Here is a 16,805-nt window from a genome sequence, read left to right on the forward strand (position 1 = left end):
GACGCGGTGCGGGGTTAGGGCTGTTTTTCGAAGCGGGCCGCGGCGGCCTGCTCAACCTGTCGGTAGACGGCCGGCAGCGGAGTGCCGCTGGCGGCGGCCAGCTCGCGGCAGCTTTCGAACTCGGGGGTGATGCGCAACAGCTCGCTCCCCTCGTAGAGCAGCTTGATGCGGGCGGTGCCGAGGAGGGTTTCGACGCTGGCGGTCTCCCGGTGCAACTTGAGGCGGCGTTCCCGGCGCAGACGCAGGCCGCTGGCGCTGCTTTCGCGCAGAATCAGCCGGGCCAGGGCACTCTCCAGTTCCGGCGGCGCGACCACGGTCAGGCGCAGGCCCGGCCGGTTTTTCTTCATCTGCAGCGGCGCGAAGCCGGCATCGAGCGCGCCGGCGGCCAGCAGTCGCTCCAGCAGCCCCCCCAGCCATTCGGGGTTGCTGTCGTCGAGATGGCTCTCAAGGACCGTGACTTCGTCGCTCTCCAGGCCACCGCTCTCCAGGGTACCGAGGAATCCGCGCAGCAGGTTCGGCCGGTCGGAGAGGTCGCGGCTGCCGACACCGTAGCCGATCCGTTCCAGGGTCATGGCCGGCATCGGGCCAAAGCGGGCGACCTCGGCCACGATCGCCGCCCCGGTCGGCGTGACCAGTTCCTGGGCGCAGTCGCCGCTGGTGATCGGCGCCCCGCGCAGCAGTTCGGCGGTGGCCGGCGCCGGCAGCGGGTAGCGTCCATGACCGGTCGCGACGAGGCCGTGGGCGAGGGGGAGGGGGAGGGGGGCGCAGACGATCTGTTGCGGCGCGAGCCGGGTCAGGCCGACGGCCGCGCCGACGATGTCGATGATCGAATCGAGGGCGCCGACCTCGTGGAAGTGGACCTTTTCGAGGGGGATGCCGTGGACCCTGGCCTCGGCTTTGCCGAGGCGGCGAAAGATGCGCCGGGCGAGGTCGCGCACCGGCGGATCGAGGGGGGCTTGTGTCAGCAGTTGGTCGATGCCGGCCCAGGTGCGATGCTGGTCTTCTTCGGCGCAATGGACCAGGACCCGGCTGCCGGCCAGACCACGACGCTGTTCGCGCCGGCATTCGAGGCGCCAGCCGGGCAGGGCAAGGGGGGCAAGGCCGGCGAGAAGTTCGTTCTCGGTCAGGCCGAGATCGATCAGCAGGCCGAGGAACATGTCGCCGGAAATTCCGGAGAAGGGATCGAGGTAGAGCAGGCTCATTCCCGGGCTCCCCCCAGGCGGTTGATGCGGGTGGCGGCGAAGGCGGCGCCGAAGCCGTTGTCGATATTGACCACGGTAACGCCGCTGGCGCAGGAATTGAGCATGCCGAGCAGTGCGGCGACGCCGGCGAAGGCCGCACCGTAGCCGACGGAGGTGGGGACGGCGATCACCGGCACCGCGACGATGCCACCGACCACCGACGGCAGGGCCCCCTCCATGCCGGCGACGACGATGATAACCGCCGCCCGCTGCAACAGCTCCTGGCGCGCCAGCAGGCGGTGAATGCCGGCGACGCCGACATCGACCAGCTCTTCCACGCTGTTGCCGAGCATCCGGGCGGTGATCGCCGCCTCCCGGGCAACCGGCAGGTCGGAGGTGCCGGCACAGACGACCAGCACCGTGCCGCTGCCGACCGGGGCGATCGGCGCTTGCACCAGGCACCAGGTGCGGGCGTCGCTGTCGTACTCGGCCGCGGGGTGCTCCTGCCGCAGGGCTGCGGCCTTCTCCGCGTCGAGGCGGGTGACGAGGATGTTGCGTCGGCGCTCGGCCATGTGACCGATGATCGTCCGCAGTTGGGCAAGACTCTTGCCTTGGCCGAGGATCACCTCCGGCGCGCCCTGGCGCAACTCCCGGTGGTGATCGATGTGCGCCACGCCGAGGTCGGCGAAGGGGAGGGCGCGCAATTGCTCCAGCCCGGCGTTCACCGACAGTTCGCCGCTGCGAATAGCGTCCAGGAGCTGTTTCAATTCGTTCTGATTCATGGTCCGTCCAGTCTGGCTTTGCAAGTGTCCAAATCTATCAGCTTGGACCGGGATTGCAACGACCAAATCGGCCCAATTGATCTGGCCCGGCACCGGCCCTGTCACCAGCACAGGAATGGTTTCTTGTCCGGAAACTGCCATTGCGTCAATGCAGACAGCCCCCACCGAAGATGGCAGGGGCTGTCTGCTTGCAGTCTGAAAAGGAGGAACAGACTTACGGGGCCTGGATGCGGTTGATGAAGACCTCCCGCGGCCGGCTGGTGCCGTCGGAGGGGCCGACGACCCCTTCCTGCTCCATCTTTTCGATCATGCGCGCGGCGCGGTTGTAGCCGACCCGCAGGCGGCGCTGCAGCATGGAGATCGATGCCTGGCGGGTCTCGGCGACCAGCGCCAGCGCCTCGTCCCACTTCTCGTCGTCCCCTTCCTCGTCTCCTGACCCGCCGCCATCACTGCTCGGCGGGGGGTCGAGGATCGACTTGTCGTATTCGGGCTCCCCCTGCTTCTTGAGAAAGTCGACCACCCGCTGCACTTCCAGCTCGGAGACGAAGGCGCCATGGACCCGTTGCAGGGCGCCGGTTCCGGGGGGGAGGTAGAGCATGTCCCCCATGCCGAGCAGGGTTTCGGCCCCCATCGAATCGAGGATGGTGCGCGAGTCGGTGCGGGAGAAGACCTTGAAGGAGATGCGGGTCGGGAAGTTGGCCTTGATCAGGCCGGTGATGACATCGACCGACGGGCGCTGGGTGGCGAGGATCAGGTGGATACCCGACGCCCGGGCCATCTGCGCGAGGCGGGCAATCGATTCCTCGATCTCGCGGCCGGCAACCATCATCAGATCGGCCAGTTCGTCGACAATGACGACGATAAACGGCAGATGCCCATGCTCGAGGATCTCCCCCTCGGCGAGCTCGATCTCCGGCAACTCCTCCTCGTCGGGGTCGATCGCCTCGATCACCACCTGCCCCTTCTTGCGCAGCTCCTCTTTTTCCTTCGCTTCCCGCGCCAGCTTCTTGTTGTAGCCGTCGATGTTGCGTACCCCCTTGTCGGCCATCAGCTTGTAGCGGCGCTCCATCTCGCGCACCGCCCAGTTGAGGGCGAGGGCGGCCTTCTTCGGATTGGTGACGACCGGCAGCAGCAGGTGCGGAATCCCTTCGTAGATGGAGAGCTCGAGCATCTTCGGGTCGACCATGATGATGCGCACATCCTCCGGGGTGGCGCGGTAGAGGAGCGAAAGGATCATGGTGTTGATCGACACCGACTTGCCGCTGCCGGTGGAGCCGGCGACGAGGACATGGGGCATCTTGGCGAGGTCGGCGACCACGGTGCGGCCGAAGATGTCCTTGCCGAGCGCCATCGGCAGCCGGCCGCCAGTCTTCTGGAACTCTTCGGAGTCGAGAATATCCTTGAGCCAGACCGTTTCCCGGTCCTTGTTGGGGATCTCGATGCCGACCACGCCGCGGCCCGGAATCGGCGCGACGATGCGGATCGAAAGAGCCTTCAGGGCCATGGTCAGGTCGTCGGAGAGGCCGGCGATCTTGCTCACCTTGACCCCCGGCGCCGGCGCGAACTCGTACATGGTGACGACCGGTCCCGGCTTGACCTCGACCACCTCCCCCTCGACGTTGAAGTCCTTGAGCTTCTTCTCCAGAATCCTGGCCTGCATCATCAGCGAATCGCGGTCGATGGGACGCAGGCTCTCTCCTTCGTGGTCGAGCAGGGAGAGGAGCGGGCGGTGGTAGGTGCCACTCGGTTCGAGGAAGGAGAAGGTCTCCTGCGGGCCGGTCTCGTCCTTCTTTTTCTTCTTCGCCTGGGGCTTGGGTGCCGGCAGCAGCGGTTTCGGCTCGGGCTGGACGATCAGCGGGGCGTGGTCGAGACGAGTCCCTGCGGCCCGGGCCCGCTGTTCCTTTTTTGCCCGGCGCGCTTCCCGGCGCTGTTCGAGCCAGCCGGCGAGGCGCGCCAGCACCCCCTCGAGGAAGAGGACCATCGAAAAGCGGGCCACCAGCATGACGCCGACCAGGAAGAAGACCGAAAGGAAGATCGCCGCACCGGTGATGTTGAGGTAACTGACCAGGGCGTCGGCGAGCAGGCTGCCGATGGCGCCGCCGGCCTTGGCGATCGGCTGGCCGGCAAAGGTCACCTCCTGCCAGCGCAGGGCGATCAGCCCGTCGAGGGAGACCAGCAGCAGCAAAAAGGCGCCGACCTTGTAGGCCCGGACCTTGATGTCGCGGAATTTGAGAAGCCGCCAGGCGAGAAGGAGGCAGGCGCCGGGGATCAGCAGCGCCGGCAGGCCGCAGACCTGGAAGAAGAGGTCGGCGAGATGGGCGCCGACGACGCCGCCGAAATTGCGCACCGTCTGCGGGTGGAGGTTGTTGTTGAAGGAGGGGTCACTGCCGTGATAGGAGACCAGGGCCAAAAGCAGAAAAGCACCGACCGCCAGCCAGAAGACGCCGGCGATCTCTTTTCTTAGATGTTCACGGAATAGCGGTTTGGCGTCTTCGTTCATCACGGTTGGTCGATCCGTTCCAGATAATTCGGGAGCCCGGGCAATCCTCTCATATTGTGAGCCAAAATACCAGCCCGCCGAGCCCCCAGCAGTAGATGGCGAAAAGCGTCAGCCGGCGCTGGCGGATGACGCCGAGCAGGAGATGGATGGAGGCGAGCCCGGCGGCGAAAGCAGCAGCGGCGCCGGCAAAGTAGATCGGCAGCTGACCGGTCGGGACGGCATGGAGATCGCGCAGCGAGAGGAGGGCGGCGCCAAGGACCGCCGGCAACGCAAGGAGGAAGGAGAAGCGGGCGGCGGTTTCGCCATCCACCCCCTTGAGCAGCAGGGTGGCGATGGTCGACCCCGAACGGGAAATGCCGGGGATAATGGCCAGCCCCTGGACGGTTCCGACCCAGAGCGCATCGCTGACTCGCAATTCCGGCTGCAGGCGGCCGGGGCGCTGGTAGCGGGCGGCGACGAAGAGGAGACTGCCGGTGACGAGCAGCATCAGCCCCACCACCGGGAGGTTGGTGAAGAGCCCCTCGAAAAAATCCTTGCCGGCCAGGCCGATGACGGCGGTCGGCAGCGAGGCGAGCAGCAGCAGGAGCAGAATCCGGAAGTGGTCGCGATCGGCCTGGTCGCGCCGCAGCGGCGAACGCGCCAGGGCAAAGAGGTCACGGCGAAAATAGAGGACCACCGCGAGCATGGTGGCGAGGTGGAGAAGGACATCGAAGAAGACCCCGGGCTGGGAAAACCCCGGCAGCAGGTGCTGGACGATGGCCAGATGTCCGGAGGAGGAGACCGGCAGGAATTCGGTTACTCCCTGGAGCAGGCCGAGGAGCAGGGATTGGGCAAGGGTCATGATGAAATCCGTTTTGAGTTTTGAGTTTTGAGTTTTGAGTTTAACGCAGGCCGTAGAACGCAAAACCGGTTTACAGTTCCATGATCACCGGCAGGATCAGGGGGCGCCTTTCGATGGTGCGGTTGAAAAACCGGCGCAGGGTCTTGCGGACTTCAATACGCAGTTCTTCACGATCGGCCAAGGCGGCCAGGCTGTGTTCGGCGAGCATCTCCTCCACCACCCGGCGGGCCTGGTCGAGATAGTCACCGCTTTCCCCTTCAGGGACAAAGCCGCGGGACAGCAACTCGGGGCCGTAGACGAGCCGGCCGTCCTTTTGGCTGAGGGCCAGAAGGACCACCACCATGCCGTGGTTGGCCAGGTGGCGGCGGTCGCGCAGTTCCATCGCGCCGACATCACCGACCCCCTTGCCGTCGACAAAGATCCGGCCACATTCGACCCTTGGCTCGTGGCGATGGCCATTGGGCGAAAGGACCAGTGGCTCGCCATTCTCGAGGACAAAAACCCGCTCCGCGGCGACCCCGGTCTGCCGGGCGAGGCGGGCGTGGCGGACCAGGTGGCGATACTCGCCATGGACCGGCACGAAAAAGTGTGGCCGGACCAGGCCCAGGACCAGCTTCAGCTCCTCCTGGGCGGCATGGCCGGAGACATGGACCTCGCTGGTGGTCTCGTAAAAGACCTCGGCGCCGCGCCGGTAGAGGTGGTTGATCAACTCGCTGATCGCCTTCTCGTTGCCGGGGATGAACTTGGAGGAGAGGATCACCGTGTCCCCGGGTTCGATATGGATCTGTTTGTGGTCGTCGGTGGCAATGCGCACCAGGGCGGAGAGCGGTTCGCCCTGGCTGCCGGTGGTCAGGATCAGGACCTCTTCCGGGGGAAGCTGTTCCAGTTGCCGCAGGTCGATGAAGTCCTCGTCGGCGATATGCAGGTAGCCGAGCCTGCATGCGATAGCGATATTCTGCAGCATGCTGCGGCCGTTGACCAGCAGCCGACGGCCGCTGGCACGGGCGGCGTCGGCAACCTGCTGGATGCGGTGGATGTTGGAGGAGAAGGTGGCGACGATGACCTTGCCGCTGCAGCCGGGGAGGATCTCGGCAAATGCCTCACCAACGACCCGCTCGCTGAGGGTGAACCCTTCCCGCTCGACGTTGGTCGAGTCGGCCAGCAGGAGCAGGACCCCTTCCTCGCCGTAGGCGGCGAGCCGGGCCAGGTCGGTCGGCTGACCATCAACCGGGGTCGGGTCGAGCTTGAAGTCCCCGGTATGGACAATGCGCCCGGCCGGGGTGCCGATACTCAGGCCGGCACCGTCGACGATCGAATGGGCGGCGCGAAAAAACTCGATGGCGAAAGGGCCGAGGGAGAAGGGTTGCCGCAGTTCGACCTGGTGCAGCCGGGCGTGACCACGGATGCCGTGCTCCTCCAGTTTTCCCTCGACCAGGCCGAGGGTCAGCGGCGTGCCGTAGATCGGTGGGTAGCCGAGCTGGCCGAGGAGGAAGGGGAGGGCGCCAATGTGGTCCTCGTGGCCGTGGGTGAGGAGAATCGCCACGATGTCGGCGCTGCGCGGTGCCAGGACGGCAACGTCGGGCAGGACCAGGTCGACGCCGAGCATCGCGGCCTCGGGGAACATCAGGCCGCAATCGACGATCAGCAGGGCCCCCTCCGCTTCGACCACCAGCAGGTTGAGGCCGATTTCGCCGAGGCCGCCAAGCGCAAGAATGCGAACCGCTCCGCTCGCGAGGGGAGCGAGTTCGGAGTGGCTTTTGTGTTTGGGGTGGAGTTCGGTCACAGGACTCCTCTGGCGTGGCAGGCGACCCGTCGCATCAGAAGGCAAAGCGGTCGGCGCCCCGCGCGAGGGCCGCTTCCAGCGCTTGGCGAACCTGCATGCTCAGCTCTTCGCTGGCCGCGCTGCGCAGCCCGGTGGTCGGGATGGCAGGCAGGATCTCGATCTGGATTTTGCCAGGCCGCAGGATGCGGCTCCCCTTGGGGAGCAGACGCCCGCTGTTGTGGATGGCGATAGGAACAATCGGCACCTGGGAGTGGATGGCGAGGAGAAAACCACCCTTTTTCAGCGGCAGGAGTTGGCCATCGTCGGAGCGGGTTCCTTCCGGGAAGACCACTACCGAGGTGCCGCTGGCAATGCGGCGGGCGGCGGCGGTCATGCTCTGCATCGCCTCCCGGCGGTTGCCACGGTTGACCGGGATATAGCCGGCGCGGAGCATCGCCAGCCCGAAGAGGGGAATGCGGAAGAGTTCGGCCTTGGCGAGCCAGCGAAACTGGCCGGGAATCCCGGCAAAGAGCGCCAGGATATCGAACTGGCTCTGGTGGTTGGCCATGTAGATTACCGGCTGCCCGACCGGAAGGTGCTCCTGGCCGTTGACCTGAAGCCGGGTGCCGGCCAGGCGCAGGGCGGCCCGGCCCCAGAACCGTCCGCAGTTGTGCAGGTAGTCGGGGCTGAACAACGATGCCGGCAGTCCCGCCAGGATCACGAGAAGGGTCAGCGGCAGGAACAGGGCCCAAAAAACAGTCGTCCGCAGCATCGGCGGCAACTCCTTGCGCTGGAAAGCAAACAGTCTAGGGAAGTTGCCGGAAGCAGTCAAACCTTTTTCCTTAATCATCTTTACAGTATCGGCTATTTCCGCTAGACTCGTGCCCATTCCAAGCACGACGAGGGAGGGCACCATCATGTCGGTCAACAAGGTGATTCTGGTAGGCAATCTCGGCAAGGATCCGGAACTGCGCTACACCCCGGCCGGGGTGGCGGTGGCGACCTTTTCGCTCGCCACCAGCGACCGTTACAAGGACAAGAACGGCGAGATGCAGGAAAAGACCGAATGGCACAATATCGTGGCCTGGCGGCAGCTCGCCGAGATCTGCGGCAAGTTTCTCCACAAGGGGAAGCAGGTTTACATCGAGGGGAAAATCCAGACCCGCAGCTATGACGACCGCGACGGCAACAAACGCTATATGACCGAGATCGTCGCCGACCAGATGCAGATGCTGGGCCGGGCCGGCGATGACAGCGGGCAACCGTCCCGCGGCGGCGAGAGCCGGCGCCCCGCCCAGGGGCAGGGGGGGGGCTCGCGTCCGGCCGCCGACGACTTCAGTGATCCCCCGTTCAATCCGGATGACGACATTCCGTTCTGATCCAGGTCAGGCGCGGCGACGCTGCTGCGGGTGTGGTCTCCCTACGCCCCCTGTTGCCGTCGACGACGGCGGGATGTATTTGCAATCAGGTCCCTTGTTTCCAACCGAGCCGGATCGGCCTTGTCCGGCTGAGCGTCCAGAGACAGACCGCGGGTATGCTGGGAACACGTAAAGAGCGACTCAGGGCAGCGTTGAACGACAGCGACGAGGGGGTGCGGTTTGCCGCAGCCGACGCCCTGGAACGGCTGGAGTCGGCCCTTGCTCTCGACCAGGTCATTGCTGTTCTGGCAGGTGACAACCGTGGCCAGCGGGTGCGCGCGGTTTACGCCCTCGAGCGGATCAACAGCAGTCAGGTTTTTCCGCCGCTGCTGACTGCCCTCGCTGACAAGGACGAAGACTTGCGGGCCGCAGCGGTTCAGGTTCTCGGACGCAAGCAGAATCCAAAGACGCTGCCGCAGCTGGTCAGACATCTGCGTGATCCCCATCCTGCCGTCCGGGTGCATACGGCCGAGGCTCTTGGCAAGTTCGGTGACCGGCGGCTGGTCCCCTATCTGGCCAAACTGCTGACTGCGCAGGACGAGGAGCTGGTCAAAAGCGCCCTGCGCGCCATCGGCATGATCGGCGCTCCGGAGGGCGAAGCCGTGCTCTTTGCCATGCTCGAAGACTCCCGGCCGGCAATCCGCCGCGAAGCGGCGCGCGCCCTGGGACAGCTCGAAATCTGATCTGAGCGCGAAAAGCTGGTTCACATCGAGACGGCCGGGGAAAGTTCCCCGGCCGTCTCTGTCTGTGTGCCCCCAGGCGTTTTTACTGCCTATTCGAAGTAATCGGTGACATCGATGCCGCGCACGAAGGGGTCGACTTCGGCGACGATACGTCTGGCGTTGTCGCTGGAGAGTTCCATCAGCAGCGGATCGTCGAGGGGCTCGCCGTCGCTGTCAAAGAGAATTTTCAACTGGACGTCGTCGGGGCAGTCGATTCCGACCCGGACGACCAGCCCGATCTCATTGCTGTTGAGGCGCACCAGGGTTCCGACCGGATAGGAGCCGAGGGATGCGATGAATTTCTCGACGAAATCGGGATGAAGAATGGTGCCGGTGACTTCGCGCAGCATCTTGATCGCCTTGCGCGGAGTTACTGGCTGCTGGTAGGAACGCAGGGTAGTCATCGCATCGTAGGAATCGGCGATAGCCGCCATGTCGGCGAGCGGGGAAACGGCACGGCCACGGGCATCGGCGGGATAGCCTTTGCGGTTGTAATGCAGGTGATGGCCGAGCACAATGTCAATGACGCCGGCGGTGACCCCCTCCATCTCCGCAACGATGTCGGCACCGGTGCGGGGGTGTTTGCGAATCTGGTCAAACTCTTCTTCCGTGAGCCGCCCCGGCTTGTTAATGATAGAGATGTCTATCTTGAGCTTGCCGAGGTCGTGCAGCAGGCCGCCGAGTCCCAGGGTGCGCAGCTCCTCCTCGCCCAGGCCGCAGGCCCGGCCGACCGCCAGCGCGATGACCGAAACGTTGACCGAATGGGTGAAGGTGTAGTTGTCGTAGTCCTTGAGCATGGAGAGGGCGAAGAGGGCGTGGGGGTCGGTGAGGGTCAGGCGTGCCATCTCCCGCACCACTTCGCGGGCTTCCGCCGAGGAGGGGATCTTCCCGAGGCGCACATCCTCGAAAACCGAGTCGACCACCTTCAGCGCCCTGCTGTAGACCTTGCGCGGTGCGCGGTCGACGGGCGGTTCGTCGCTGGTTCGGGCCACCACCGCGTGAATATGCTCGATACCCCGGGCCTGGAGCTCGGCGGCAAACGCTTCCCCCTTCAGCGCGGCACCATCGAGCAGGGTGGCCAGGACGTTAAGATCGGGGGTCGACAGACCCTTGCGGAATTCGAGGCCATCGAGTTCGAGCTGGGTGAACAGGCGGGTGAGCTCCTGGGCTGCTGGCAGCTCGTCCGTGAAGAGCATCTCACCGAAAAAGAGACTTCCTTCGAGCAGGCCGAGGCGCAGACTGTCCGCATCGGTAAAGGCGGCGTAGAAATTGGTCTGCAGCGCCTCGAACTGGCGCTGGATCGCCGGATGTTGTGCCGGATAGAGACGCAGGCCCTTGATGGCACCGGCCAGTCCCTGAACGACCTTTTGCGGCAGATCAAATTCCATTCCTACTCTCCCCTGCGGATCTGTTTGAGGGCCTGGGTTGCCGCCCGCACCACGATCGCCGCGCGGTCATTGGTCGTCGCGGTGAGAAGATCCGCGGTCGTTGGGTCGCCGATTTCGCCAAGGGCGGCGGCCGCGGCCGCCCGCAGTTCGTTGTGCAGCGACCGGCGCCAGAGTTTGCGCTGGCCCAATATCTCGACCAGGACCGGCACCGCCAGGCTGGAGCCGATTTCCCCCAACGCCTTGAGCGCTTCCTTCTTGACCTCGGTGCGATTCTGCATCGGATCCGGCTCCGCCACCAGGCGCAACAGGGTCGGAACCGCGGCCTGGTTCTTCATCGCGCCCAGGGAGAGGAGAGCCTGCCGGCGCAAGTCCGGGTCCCCCTCTTCGACGGTTCGCAGCAGGATGCCGACGGCCGACTGGCCGCCGATCTTGGTCAGCGAACGGATTGTCTCCCGGCGTACCCGCACATCCTTGTGCTTGAGGAGGGGCTTCAGCCCCGCCGTCGCTTCCTGGTCGCGCAGTTCGCCGAGGATGGCGACGGCATTGCGGACCACGAACCAGCGTTCGTCCCCGAGATGCTCCTGGAGGATCGGGATCGCGGCCGGGCCCTGGCGCAGCAAGGCCTCGGTCAGAATTTTTCGCACCCGGCTGTCACTCTCCTGGGCAAGGTGGTCCATCAGTCGCCAGACCACCAGTTTGCCCTGCAGGGAGACCAGGATTTCCAGGACCAGTTCCCTGTCGTCCGCGCCGGCATCGCGGCCTTCCTCGGCATCGGCACTGCAGAGGATGGTCACCAGGAAGTCGAGGACATCTTCGGTCGCGAGCTGGGTAAGGGCCTGGGCCGAGAACTCCTGGCGAGCCGCACTCAACCCCGGGTCACCGGCGTTGCTGGCGAGCAGGGTCAGGGCGTCGAGGATCAGGTAGCGGGCGCTGTCGGTCAGGTTGAGATGAACCAGGGGCGCCAGTTCCTGGAGCAGGTAGCGATAGCGCTGGTCGCCAGTCTCCTGCTTCAGCTCTTCCAGCACCCGGGCGAGGTTGCGTTCCTCGGCGCTGTTCTCTTTTCCCCCGACTCCCTCATCGGTCCCCTCGGCGTACTCCGTGTCTTCCGCGCCCTCTTCGCCGCCGGGATGGGCGAGTTTTTCGGCCTCGATCTCTTCCTTGCGGGCGAGGACACTTTTCAGGTCGACTTCGTTGACCCAGATCGTCGCAACCAGGGCCTTGGCCAGCACCTCCTGGATACCACCGAGTTTCAGCAGCTCCCGCGCGTCGAGGGTCAGGCCGCGGGCGAAACCGCGGAGGTCTTCACCATTCAGGTCGGGCAGGAGCAGGAGGGTGTGAATACGTCGGGTAAAGAGGAACTGGGCCAGTTTGTCGAGAATCGGATTTTGCCGGCCGACCGCATTTTCGCCGAGGAAGAAGCCTTCCTTGCGGATAGTGCAGGTGCTGGGCTCACCTGCGGTAAAGAGCGGAGCGAAACCTTCCAGGCATTCCGCCGCGGCAGCCTTCAGCGTCGGATGCGACGGCGGATAATACTGGACCGCCTTGATCAGCTTGACCAGGCCGCGCAGGGCGTTCTCCATAACTTTCGGCTGCTCTGGCTGGTTCGGGTCGCTCACGCGCTCCTCCTGCAAGGGGTGAATCCTGAAAATTCCCTACAAGATAGCGTTTGAGTTCCGGCTTGTAAATGCCTTTCAGCGCGTCTGCTTCCCGGGGGGCTGCGCTTCGCCCGGGGTGTCGGCGATGATACAAAAACCACTGTCGTGACTGCCGTGATCACTGGCCTGGTACATCCCTTCGAGGACCTTGTCAAAGTGGTCCCGGATCGCCTTGCGCTTGATCTTCAGGGTAGGCGTCACCTCCCCTTCTTCCGCCGAAAAATCCCGGGAAATCAGGGTAAAACGCTTGACCCGTTTAAAGCTCGGCAGCTCGGCCTGCATCTGGTCGATCCGGCGGCGAATCAGGTCGAGAATTCGCGGGTGGCTGACCAGATCGCAGTGGTTAAGATAGTCAATCTTCTTGTAGTCGGCGTATTTCTCCAGATTTTCAAAATTCGGCACCAGCAGGGCGGTCAAAAATGGTTTGCCGTCGCCGTAAACCATGGCATTCGCCAGGTACTTGTCGCTCTTGAAACGGTTTTCAAGGTTCTGCGGGGCGATATTCTCCCCGCCCGCCGTAACGATGAGGTCCTTTTTGCGGTCGGTGATGGCAAGAAAGCCGTCGCCATCGAGTTCGCCAATATCCCCGGTGCAGAACCAGCCGTCCCGGAAGGCGTCCCGGGTCAACTCCGCGCGGTTCCAGTAGCCTCCGAAGACCCCCGGGCCCCGTGCCAGGATCTCACCGTCCGCGGCAATCTTCAGCTCGATTCCCGGCAGGGGGCGACCGACGGTGCCAAGACGCATCTTTTCGGGGGTGTTGACGGCAATGCCGGCGGCGGTTTCGGTCAGGCCGTACCCTTCGTAGATCGGAATGTCGGCGGCAAGGAAAAATTCAGCAATATTCCGCATCAGCGGCGCCCCGCCGGAGATGAAAAAGCGCAGCCGGCCGCCGAGGCGTTCCTGCAGCTTGCTGAAAACCGCCTTGCGGGCGAGGGCCATGCCGGTTTCGAGCAGGAACCCCTTTGTTTCGCCGGCGAGTTGCCTTGTGGTGTATTGGCGCCCAATCTTGACCGCCCCGAAAAAGAGCTGCTTCTTCAGCCAGGGACCATTGAGAACCCGTTCCATGACCCGGGCGAACATCTTCTCGTAGAGACGCGGAACGCTGATGACCACCGTCGGTTGCACCTCGGTGAGGTTGAGCGGCACCGTGTCGATGCTCTCCGCATAGGCGATGACGGCCCCCTGGTGGAGCATCAGGTAATAGCCGTCGACCCGTTCAAAGACGTGCGACAGGGGAAGGAAGGAGAGGCTGACGTCCTCGTCGTTGATGGGAAAGACCGAGACCGCCGCGCGGACATTGGAAAGGATGTTTTCGTGGGTCAGCATGGCGCCTTTGGGCGGACCGGTCGTCCCCGAAGTGTAGACCAAGGTCGCCAGATCCCCGGGCGTCAGCTTCTCCAGGCGGGCTTCCAGGGCGGCAGCGTCAATTTCCGAGCCACGGGCGAGGAATTCCTTCAGCGTAACAATTCGCGGGTGAGGGAGGCTCCCCTCCAGCAGAATGACCAGCTCAAGCCCGGGCAGATGCTCCAGGCGCGTTTCGAGGTCCGCTGCCGTCAAGGGCGACTGCAGAAACAGGACCCGGCTGCCGGAATCGGCAAGGATATGTTCCAGGGCGTCCAGCCCTTCGGTGTGGTAAACCGGGACGGTGACCGCCCCAGCGCTGAGAGCGCCGAGGTCGGCATAGACCCATTCCGGGCAGTTGCGGGCCATGATCGCCACCCGGTCGCCGGGCTCTATCCCCGATGCCAGCAGGCTGCGCCCGCAGGCATCGACCTGCTCGCCCATGGCCTGCCAGCTGATATCGCGGTAATGGCCCTGGTCCTTGCGGCGCAGGACAGTTTTTTCCGGATGTTTCTGGCAGCGCTCCCTGACCATCGCTGGAATGGATTTTTGCATGGCCAACTCCTTTCCACCGCTCCGGGCGGTCTTCTGAAAGCGGTTGACAACCTGTCCCTGGTGGTGAAAGCTTGTGCGGGAAAACCCCCTAAAGAGGTTGCTTAAATGATCCTTGGTATTACCGGCAGCATCGCCTCGGGCAAGAGCACTGTCAGCGCCATGTTCGAAGCCCGTGGCGCGGTCCTGGTCAGCGCCGACCAGCTGGCCCGGGAGGCCGTCCGCCCCGGTTCGGCAACCCTGGCCCGGCTGGTCGAACGTTTCGGGGCGGAAATCCTCGCGTCCAGCGGAAAATTGGACCGGGCCCGGCTGGGAACCATGATCTTTGCCGATCCGGCGGCCCGCCAGGACCTCAATCGAATCATTCATCCTGCGATCGCCGCCCTTGCCGAGGAAGAGCTTGCCATATTACGTCGCAGCGGAGCGCCACTGGTTGTCTATGAGGCGCCACTCCTCTTCGAGGCAGGAGCGAGCGATCGCGTCGACCGGGTGCTGGTCGTAACGGTCGACCCCGAAGTGCAGCTGCAGCGGCTGATGCGTCGGGATGGCCTCGATGCCGAGGCGGCCCGGCAGCGGGTCGCTGCCCAGATGCCCCAGGCTGAAAAGCTCGCCCGTGCCGACTTCGTCATCGACAATTCCGGCAGCCGCAAGCTCACCGAAGATCAGGTCGCTGCCCTCTGGACGCGGCTTACCGCCACCCCGGCGCCGCGGCAAAAAAGCTGAGCAGCTGCTCCAGAACCCGCACCTGGAAGGGATTCTCGGCGGTGGCCAGGACATGGGGAGCGCCGGGGCCGAACCGGTGGTACTCCTTGTGCCGGCTCCCCAGGCGCTGGAAGAGGGTCAACCCGCTGGCCACATCGACGGTTTCGTCGCCTTCCGCCGCAATCGCCAGGACCGGCAGTATCAGCTGCGGCAGGCGCGGGGCGAGTTCGCGGGCGAGATGTTGCACTTCAGCGATTCCGGCCAGTGGCCGGCGGCGATAGTAGTGTTTTTCGCTCCCCGTGGCCAGCGGTCGTTCCTGGTAGGGATGCCAGCGCTTGAGCAGCCCGGCCAGGGGCGCCAGGGGGTGGGCCAGGCGCAGGAAGGGGCTGAGTAGTGCCAGCGCCACCAGCGGCTCCCGGGTTGCCAGTGTCGCCAGCAACAGCCCACCAGTACTCATGCCGACACCGAAGACCGGCTGGTCCCGCTCCCGCAATAACCGGTACCCCACGGCTACCGTCTCCAGCCAGTCGTGACGGTTGCGGCTGGCCAGGTCCTCGGGCCGGGTGCCGTGCCCGGGCAGGCGAACCGCCAGGGCGAGATAGCCGGCCGTTGCCAACCCTTCGGCGAGGAGGCGCATCTCCCAGGGCGTAGCGGTAAAACCGTGAACCAGCAACACTCCCCCCACGGGGCGCCCTTCCGGCTCCAGCAGAAAAGGAAAGGCGTCATCGCGGGTCACCCCCTGCTGCCGTGCCTCCAGAATCATCTGTTCCAAGGAGGCGGGGGACTGTCTTTTCCCCTCCGGAATTGTCGCGTCTATTACAACGGGAGGAGGGGGGTGCTGGGACTGTCTGTGGGATGATCGCATCGAATCCCTTCCCTCCTGAAATTATTCAATAATTCTAGCTAGATTCTAGCATTCCCCCGATCCGGTGTCAAAGCGGCCAGATGAACCGGGCAAAAAAAAACCCCTGGCAAGCCAGGGGTTTTTCGAAGTGGGTCGGTTTCAGCGGTGGTAGCCGAGGCGTGTCGACAGCTCCTCCGCCGCCTGCAGGGCCAGCGGCACCAGCTCCTTGACGATGCGGTCGTCCCCCAGGCGCATGGAAGGGCCCGAAATGCTGACGGCCCCGACGATGCGGCGAGTGTAATCGCGGATGGGTGCCGCGACACAACGGACCCCCAGGTCGAGTTCTTCGTTGTCGATGGCGTATCCCTGCTCGGCAACCGCCCGCAGCTCACGCTTGAGGGCCTCCCGGTTGCTGAAGGTGTTGGCGGAATATTGCTTGAGTTCTCCGGGAGGCAGAATCGCATCGACCTCCTCGTCGGACATGAAGGCGAGGTGAACTTTGCCGGCAGCGGTACAGTAGGCGGGGAGCCGCGAACCGACCCGGGAGACTACGCGGACCGTGAGGTCAGTCTCGACGACATCGAGGTAAACGATATAGCCTTCCTTGAAGATGGCGACGTAGGAGGTCTCATTGCAGTCGGCCACCAGCTTCTCGAGGATCGGTTTGGCCTGGCGCAACAGGCCCATCTGTTTGATGAAGGTCTGCCCCAGTTCCAGGGATTTGAGTCCCAGGCGGTAGTTCTCGGTCGCCTTGTTCTGTTCGATGTAGCCACGGGACTCCAATGTCGCCAGGAGTCGGAACACATTGTTCTTGTGCAACTTGAGGCGCTTGCTTAGCTCCGTCACGCCGAGCTCATCGACGTCGTCATGAAATTGCTCAAGCAGGTCCAGGGCATGGGAGACGGCCTGGATGATATATTCAGCTTTGTCTTTTTTCGCCATGATGAAATTTTCCCTCTCCAGAGAATTGATCAGGGGGCTTCGCCGTCCACATATTATTTATTCGTACCAGCATGTCAAGAAGAACTGGAACAAAATGCGAAATATGGGCCATTGGCACGCCCGCTGCAGAAAAATAACCCGAACCACAATTCTGGTAGTTTCGGAAAATATAAAA

Annotated in this window: 14 protein-coding genes; 3 read left to right on the forward strand and 11 right to left on the reverse strand. The window is 64.2% G+C overall.

Translation table 11 applies throughout. From position 1 onward, the window contains the following. Positions 1 to 14: 14 nt before the first annotated feature. The 6 genes from larC to DBW_RS04575 form a co-directional block, all read right to left on the reverse strand. A complete protein-coding gene (larC, locus tag DBW_RS04550) occupies positions 15 to 1,202 on the reverse strand; it encodes a nickel pincer cofactor biosynthesis protein LarC (RefSeq protein ID WP_066724876.1) in 1,188 nt (395 codons plus the stop codon). Then, positions 1,199 to 1,963, reverse strand: coding sequence for a nickel pincer cofactor biosynthesis protein LarB (gene larB / locus DBW_RS04555; protein ID WP_066724879.1), 765 nt, complete (start codon positions 1,961 to 1,963; stop codon positions 1,199 to 1,201). The genes larC and larB overlap by 4 nt, the downstream gene beginning before the upstream one ends. Before the next feature lie 214 nt (positions 1,964 to 2,177). Continuing rightward, positions 2,178 to 4,463: a DNA translocase FtsK gene (locus DBW_RS04560; RefSeq protein WP_066724883.1), complete on the reverse strand. Its 2,286-nt coding sequence runs from the start codon at positions 4,461 to 4,463 to the stop codon at positions 2,178 to 2,180. A gap of 49 nt (positions 4,464 to 4,512) precedes the next feature. After that, positions 4,513 to 5,304: an undecaprenyl-diphosphate phosphatase gene (locus DBW_RS04565; protein ID WP_066724886.1), complete on the reverse strand. Its 792-nt coding sequence runs from the start codon at positions 5,302 to 5,304 to the stop codon at positions 4,513 to 4,515. Positions 5,305 to 5,374: 70 nt separating this feature from the next. After that, on the reverse strand, positions 5,375 to 7,087 hold the full coding sequence (locus tag DBW_RS04570; protein ID WP_082820177.1) for a ribonuclease J: 1,713 nt from the start codon (positions 7,085 to 7,087) through the stop codon (positions 5,375 to 5,377). A gap of 34 nt (positions 7,088 to 7,121) precedes the next feature. Continuing rightward, a complete protein-coding gene (locus tag DBW_RS04575; protein ID WP_066724894.1) occupies positions 7,122 to 7,838 on the reverse strand; it encodes a lysophospholipid acyltransferase family protein in 717 nt (238 codons plus the stop codon). Between the two features lie 145 nt (positions 7,839 to 7,983). On the opposite strand from DBW_RS04575, the gene DBW_RS04580 reads away from it, so the two are divergent. Next, on the forward strand, positions 7,984 to 8,445 hold the full coding sequence (locus DBW_RS04580) for a single-stranded DNA-binding protein (RefSeq protein WP_157471764.1): 462 nt from the start codon (positions 7,984 to 7,986) through the stop codon (positions 8,443 to 8,445). 155 nt (positions 8,446 to 8,600) lie between these two features. After that, complete coding sequence (locus DBW_RS04585) at positions 8,601 to 9,167, forward strand: HEAT repeat domain-containing protein (RefSeq protein ID WP_082820178.1); 567 nt, start codon at positions 8,601 to 8,603, stop codon at positions 9,165 to 9,167. An 89-nt stretch (positions 9,168 to 9,256) separates the two neighbouring features. Here the strand turns inward: DBW_RS04585 and DBW_RS04590 are convergent, their stop codons facing one another. The 3 genes from DBW_RS04590 to DBW_RS04600 form a co-directional block, all read right to left on the reverse strand. Next, positions 9,257 to 10,594, reverse strand: a complete 1,338-nt coding sequence (locus DBW_RS04590; RefSeq protein ID WP_066724899.1) for an HD-GYP domain-containing protein — start codon at positions 10,592 to 10,594, stop codon at positions 9,257 to 9,259. 2 nt (positions 10,595 to 10,596) lie between these two features. Next, complete coding sequence (locus tag DBW_RS04595) at positions 10,597 to 12,210, reverse strand: HEAT repeat domain-containing protein (protein WP_157471766.1); 1,614 nt, start codon at positions 12,208 to 12,210, stop codon at positions 10,597 to 10,599. 75 nt (positions 12,211 to 12,285) lie between these two features. Beyond that, positions 12,286 to 14,145 (reverse strand): AMP-dependent synthetase/ligase, encoded by a 1,860-nt coding sequence (locus DBW_RS04600; RefSeq protein WP_066724905.1) that lies wholly within the window; start codon positions 14,143 to 14,145, stop codon positions 12,286 to 12,288. Between the two features lie 105 nt (positions 14,146 to 14,250). On the opposite strand from DBW_RS04600, the gene coaE reads away from it, so the two are divergent. After that, positions 14,251 to 14,865 (forward strand): dephospho-CoA kinase, encoded by a 615-nt coding sequence (gene coaE, locus DBW_RS04605; protein ID WP_066724907.1) that lies wholly within the window; start codon positions 14,251 to 14,253, stop codon positions 14,863 to 14,865. Here the strand turns inward: coaE and DBW_RS04610 are convergent. Continuing rightward, on the reverse strand, positions 14,831 to 15,607 hold the full coding sequence (locus tag DBW_RS04610; protein WP_066724910.1) for an alpha/beta hydrolase: 777 nt from the start codon (positions 15,605 to 15,607) through the stop codon (positions 14,831 to 14,833). The two genes, coaE and DBW_RS04610, sit on opposite strands and share 35 nt — an antisense overlap. Positions 15,608 to 15,847: 240 nt before the next feature. Next, a complete protein-coding gene (locus DBW_RS04615; protein WP_066724913.1) occupies positions 15,848 to 16,630 on the reverse strand; it encodes an IclR family transcriptional regulator in 783 nt (260 codons plus the stop codon). Positions 16,631 to 16,805: the final 175 nt, after the last annotated feature.

The sequence above is a fragment of the Desulfuromonas sp. DDH964 genome (genome assembly GCF_001611275.1).
Classification (GTDB): domain Bacteria; phylum Desulfobacterota; class Desulfuromonadia; order Desulfuromonadales; family DDH964; genus DDH964.

What these genes read in the sequence shown, in the direction of transcription:
- DBW_RS04610 (WP_066724910.1), bottom strand. Translation starts at nt 15,607, where the DNA reads ATGATTCTGGAGGCACGGCAGCAGGGGGTGACCCGCGATGACGCCTTT.
- DBW_RS04585 (WP_082820178.1), top strand. Translation starts at nt 8,601, where the DNA reads ATGCTGGGAACACGTAAAGAGCGACTCAGGGCAGCGTTGAACGACAGC.
- larB (WP_066724879.1), bottom strand. Translation starts at nt 1,963, where the DNA reads ATGAATCAGAACGAATTGAAACAGCTCCTGGACGCTATTCGCAGCGGC.
- DBW_RS04560 (WP_066724883.1), bottom strand. Translation starts at nt 4,463, where the DNA reads ATGAACGAAGACGCCAAACCGCTATTCCGTGAACATCTAAGAAAAGAG.
- DBW_RS04580 (WP_157471764.1), top strand. Translation starts at nt 7,984, where the DNA reads ATGTCGGTCAACAAGGTGATTCTGGTAGGCAATCTCGGCAAGGATCCG.
- DBW_RS04615 (WP_066724913.1), bottom strand. Translation starts at nt 16,630, where the DNA reads ATGGCGAAAAAAGACAAAGCTGAATATATCATCCAGGCCGTCTCCCAT.
- DBW_RS04565 (WP_066724886.1), bottom strand. Translation starts at nt 5,304, where the DNA reads ATGACCCTTGCCCAATCCCTGCTCCTCGGCCTGCTCCAGGGAGTAACC.
- DBW_RS04590 (WP_066724899.1), bottom strand. Translation starts at nt 10,594, where the DNA reads ATGGAATTTGATCTGCCGCAAAAGGTCGTTCAGGGACTGGCCGGTGCC.
- DBW_RS04600 (WP_066724905.1), bottom strand. Translation starts at nt 14,145, where the DNA reads ATGCAAAAATCCATTCCAGCGATGGTCAGGGAGCGCTGCCAGAAACAT.
- larC (WP_066724876.1), bottom strand. Translation starts at nt 1,202, where the DNA reads ATGAGCCTGCTCTACCTCGATCCCTTCTCCGGAATTTCCGGCGACATG.
- coaE (WP_066724907.1), top strand. Translation starts at nt 14,251, where the DNA reads ATGATCCTTGGTATTACCGGCAGCATCGCCTCGGGCAAGAGCACTGTC.
- DBW_RS04575 (WP_066724894.1), bottom strand. Translation starts at nt 7,838, where the DNA reads ATGCTGCGGACGACTGTTTTTTGGGCCCTGTTCCTGCCGCTGACCCTT.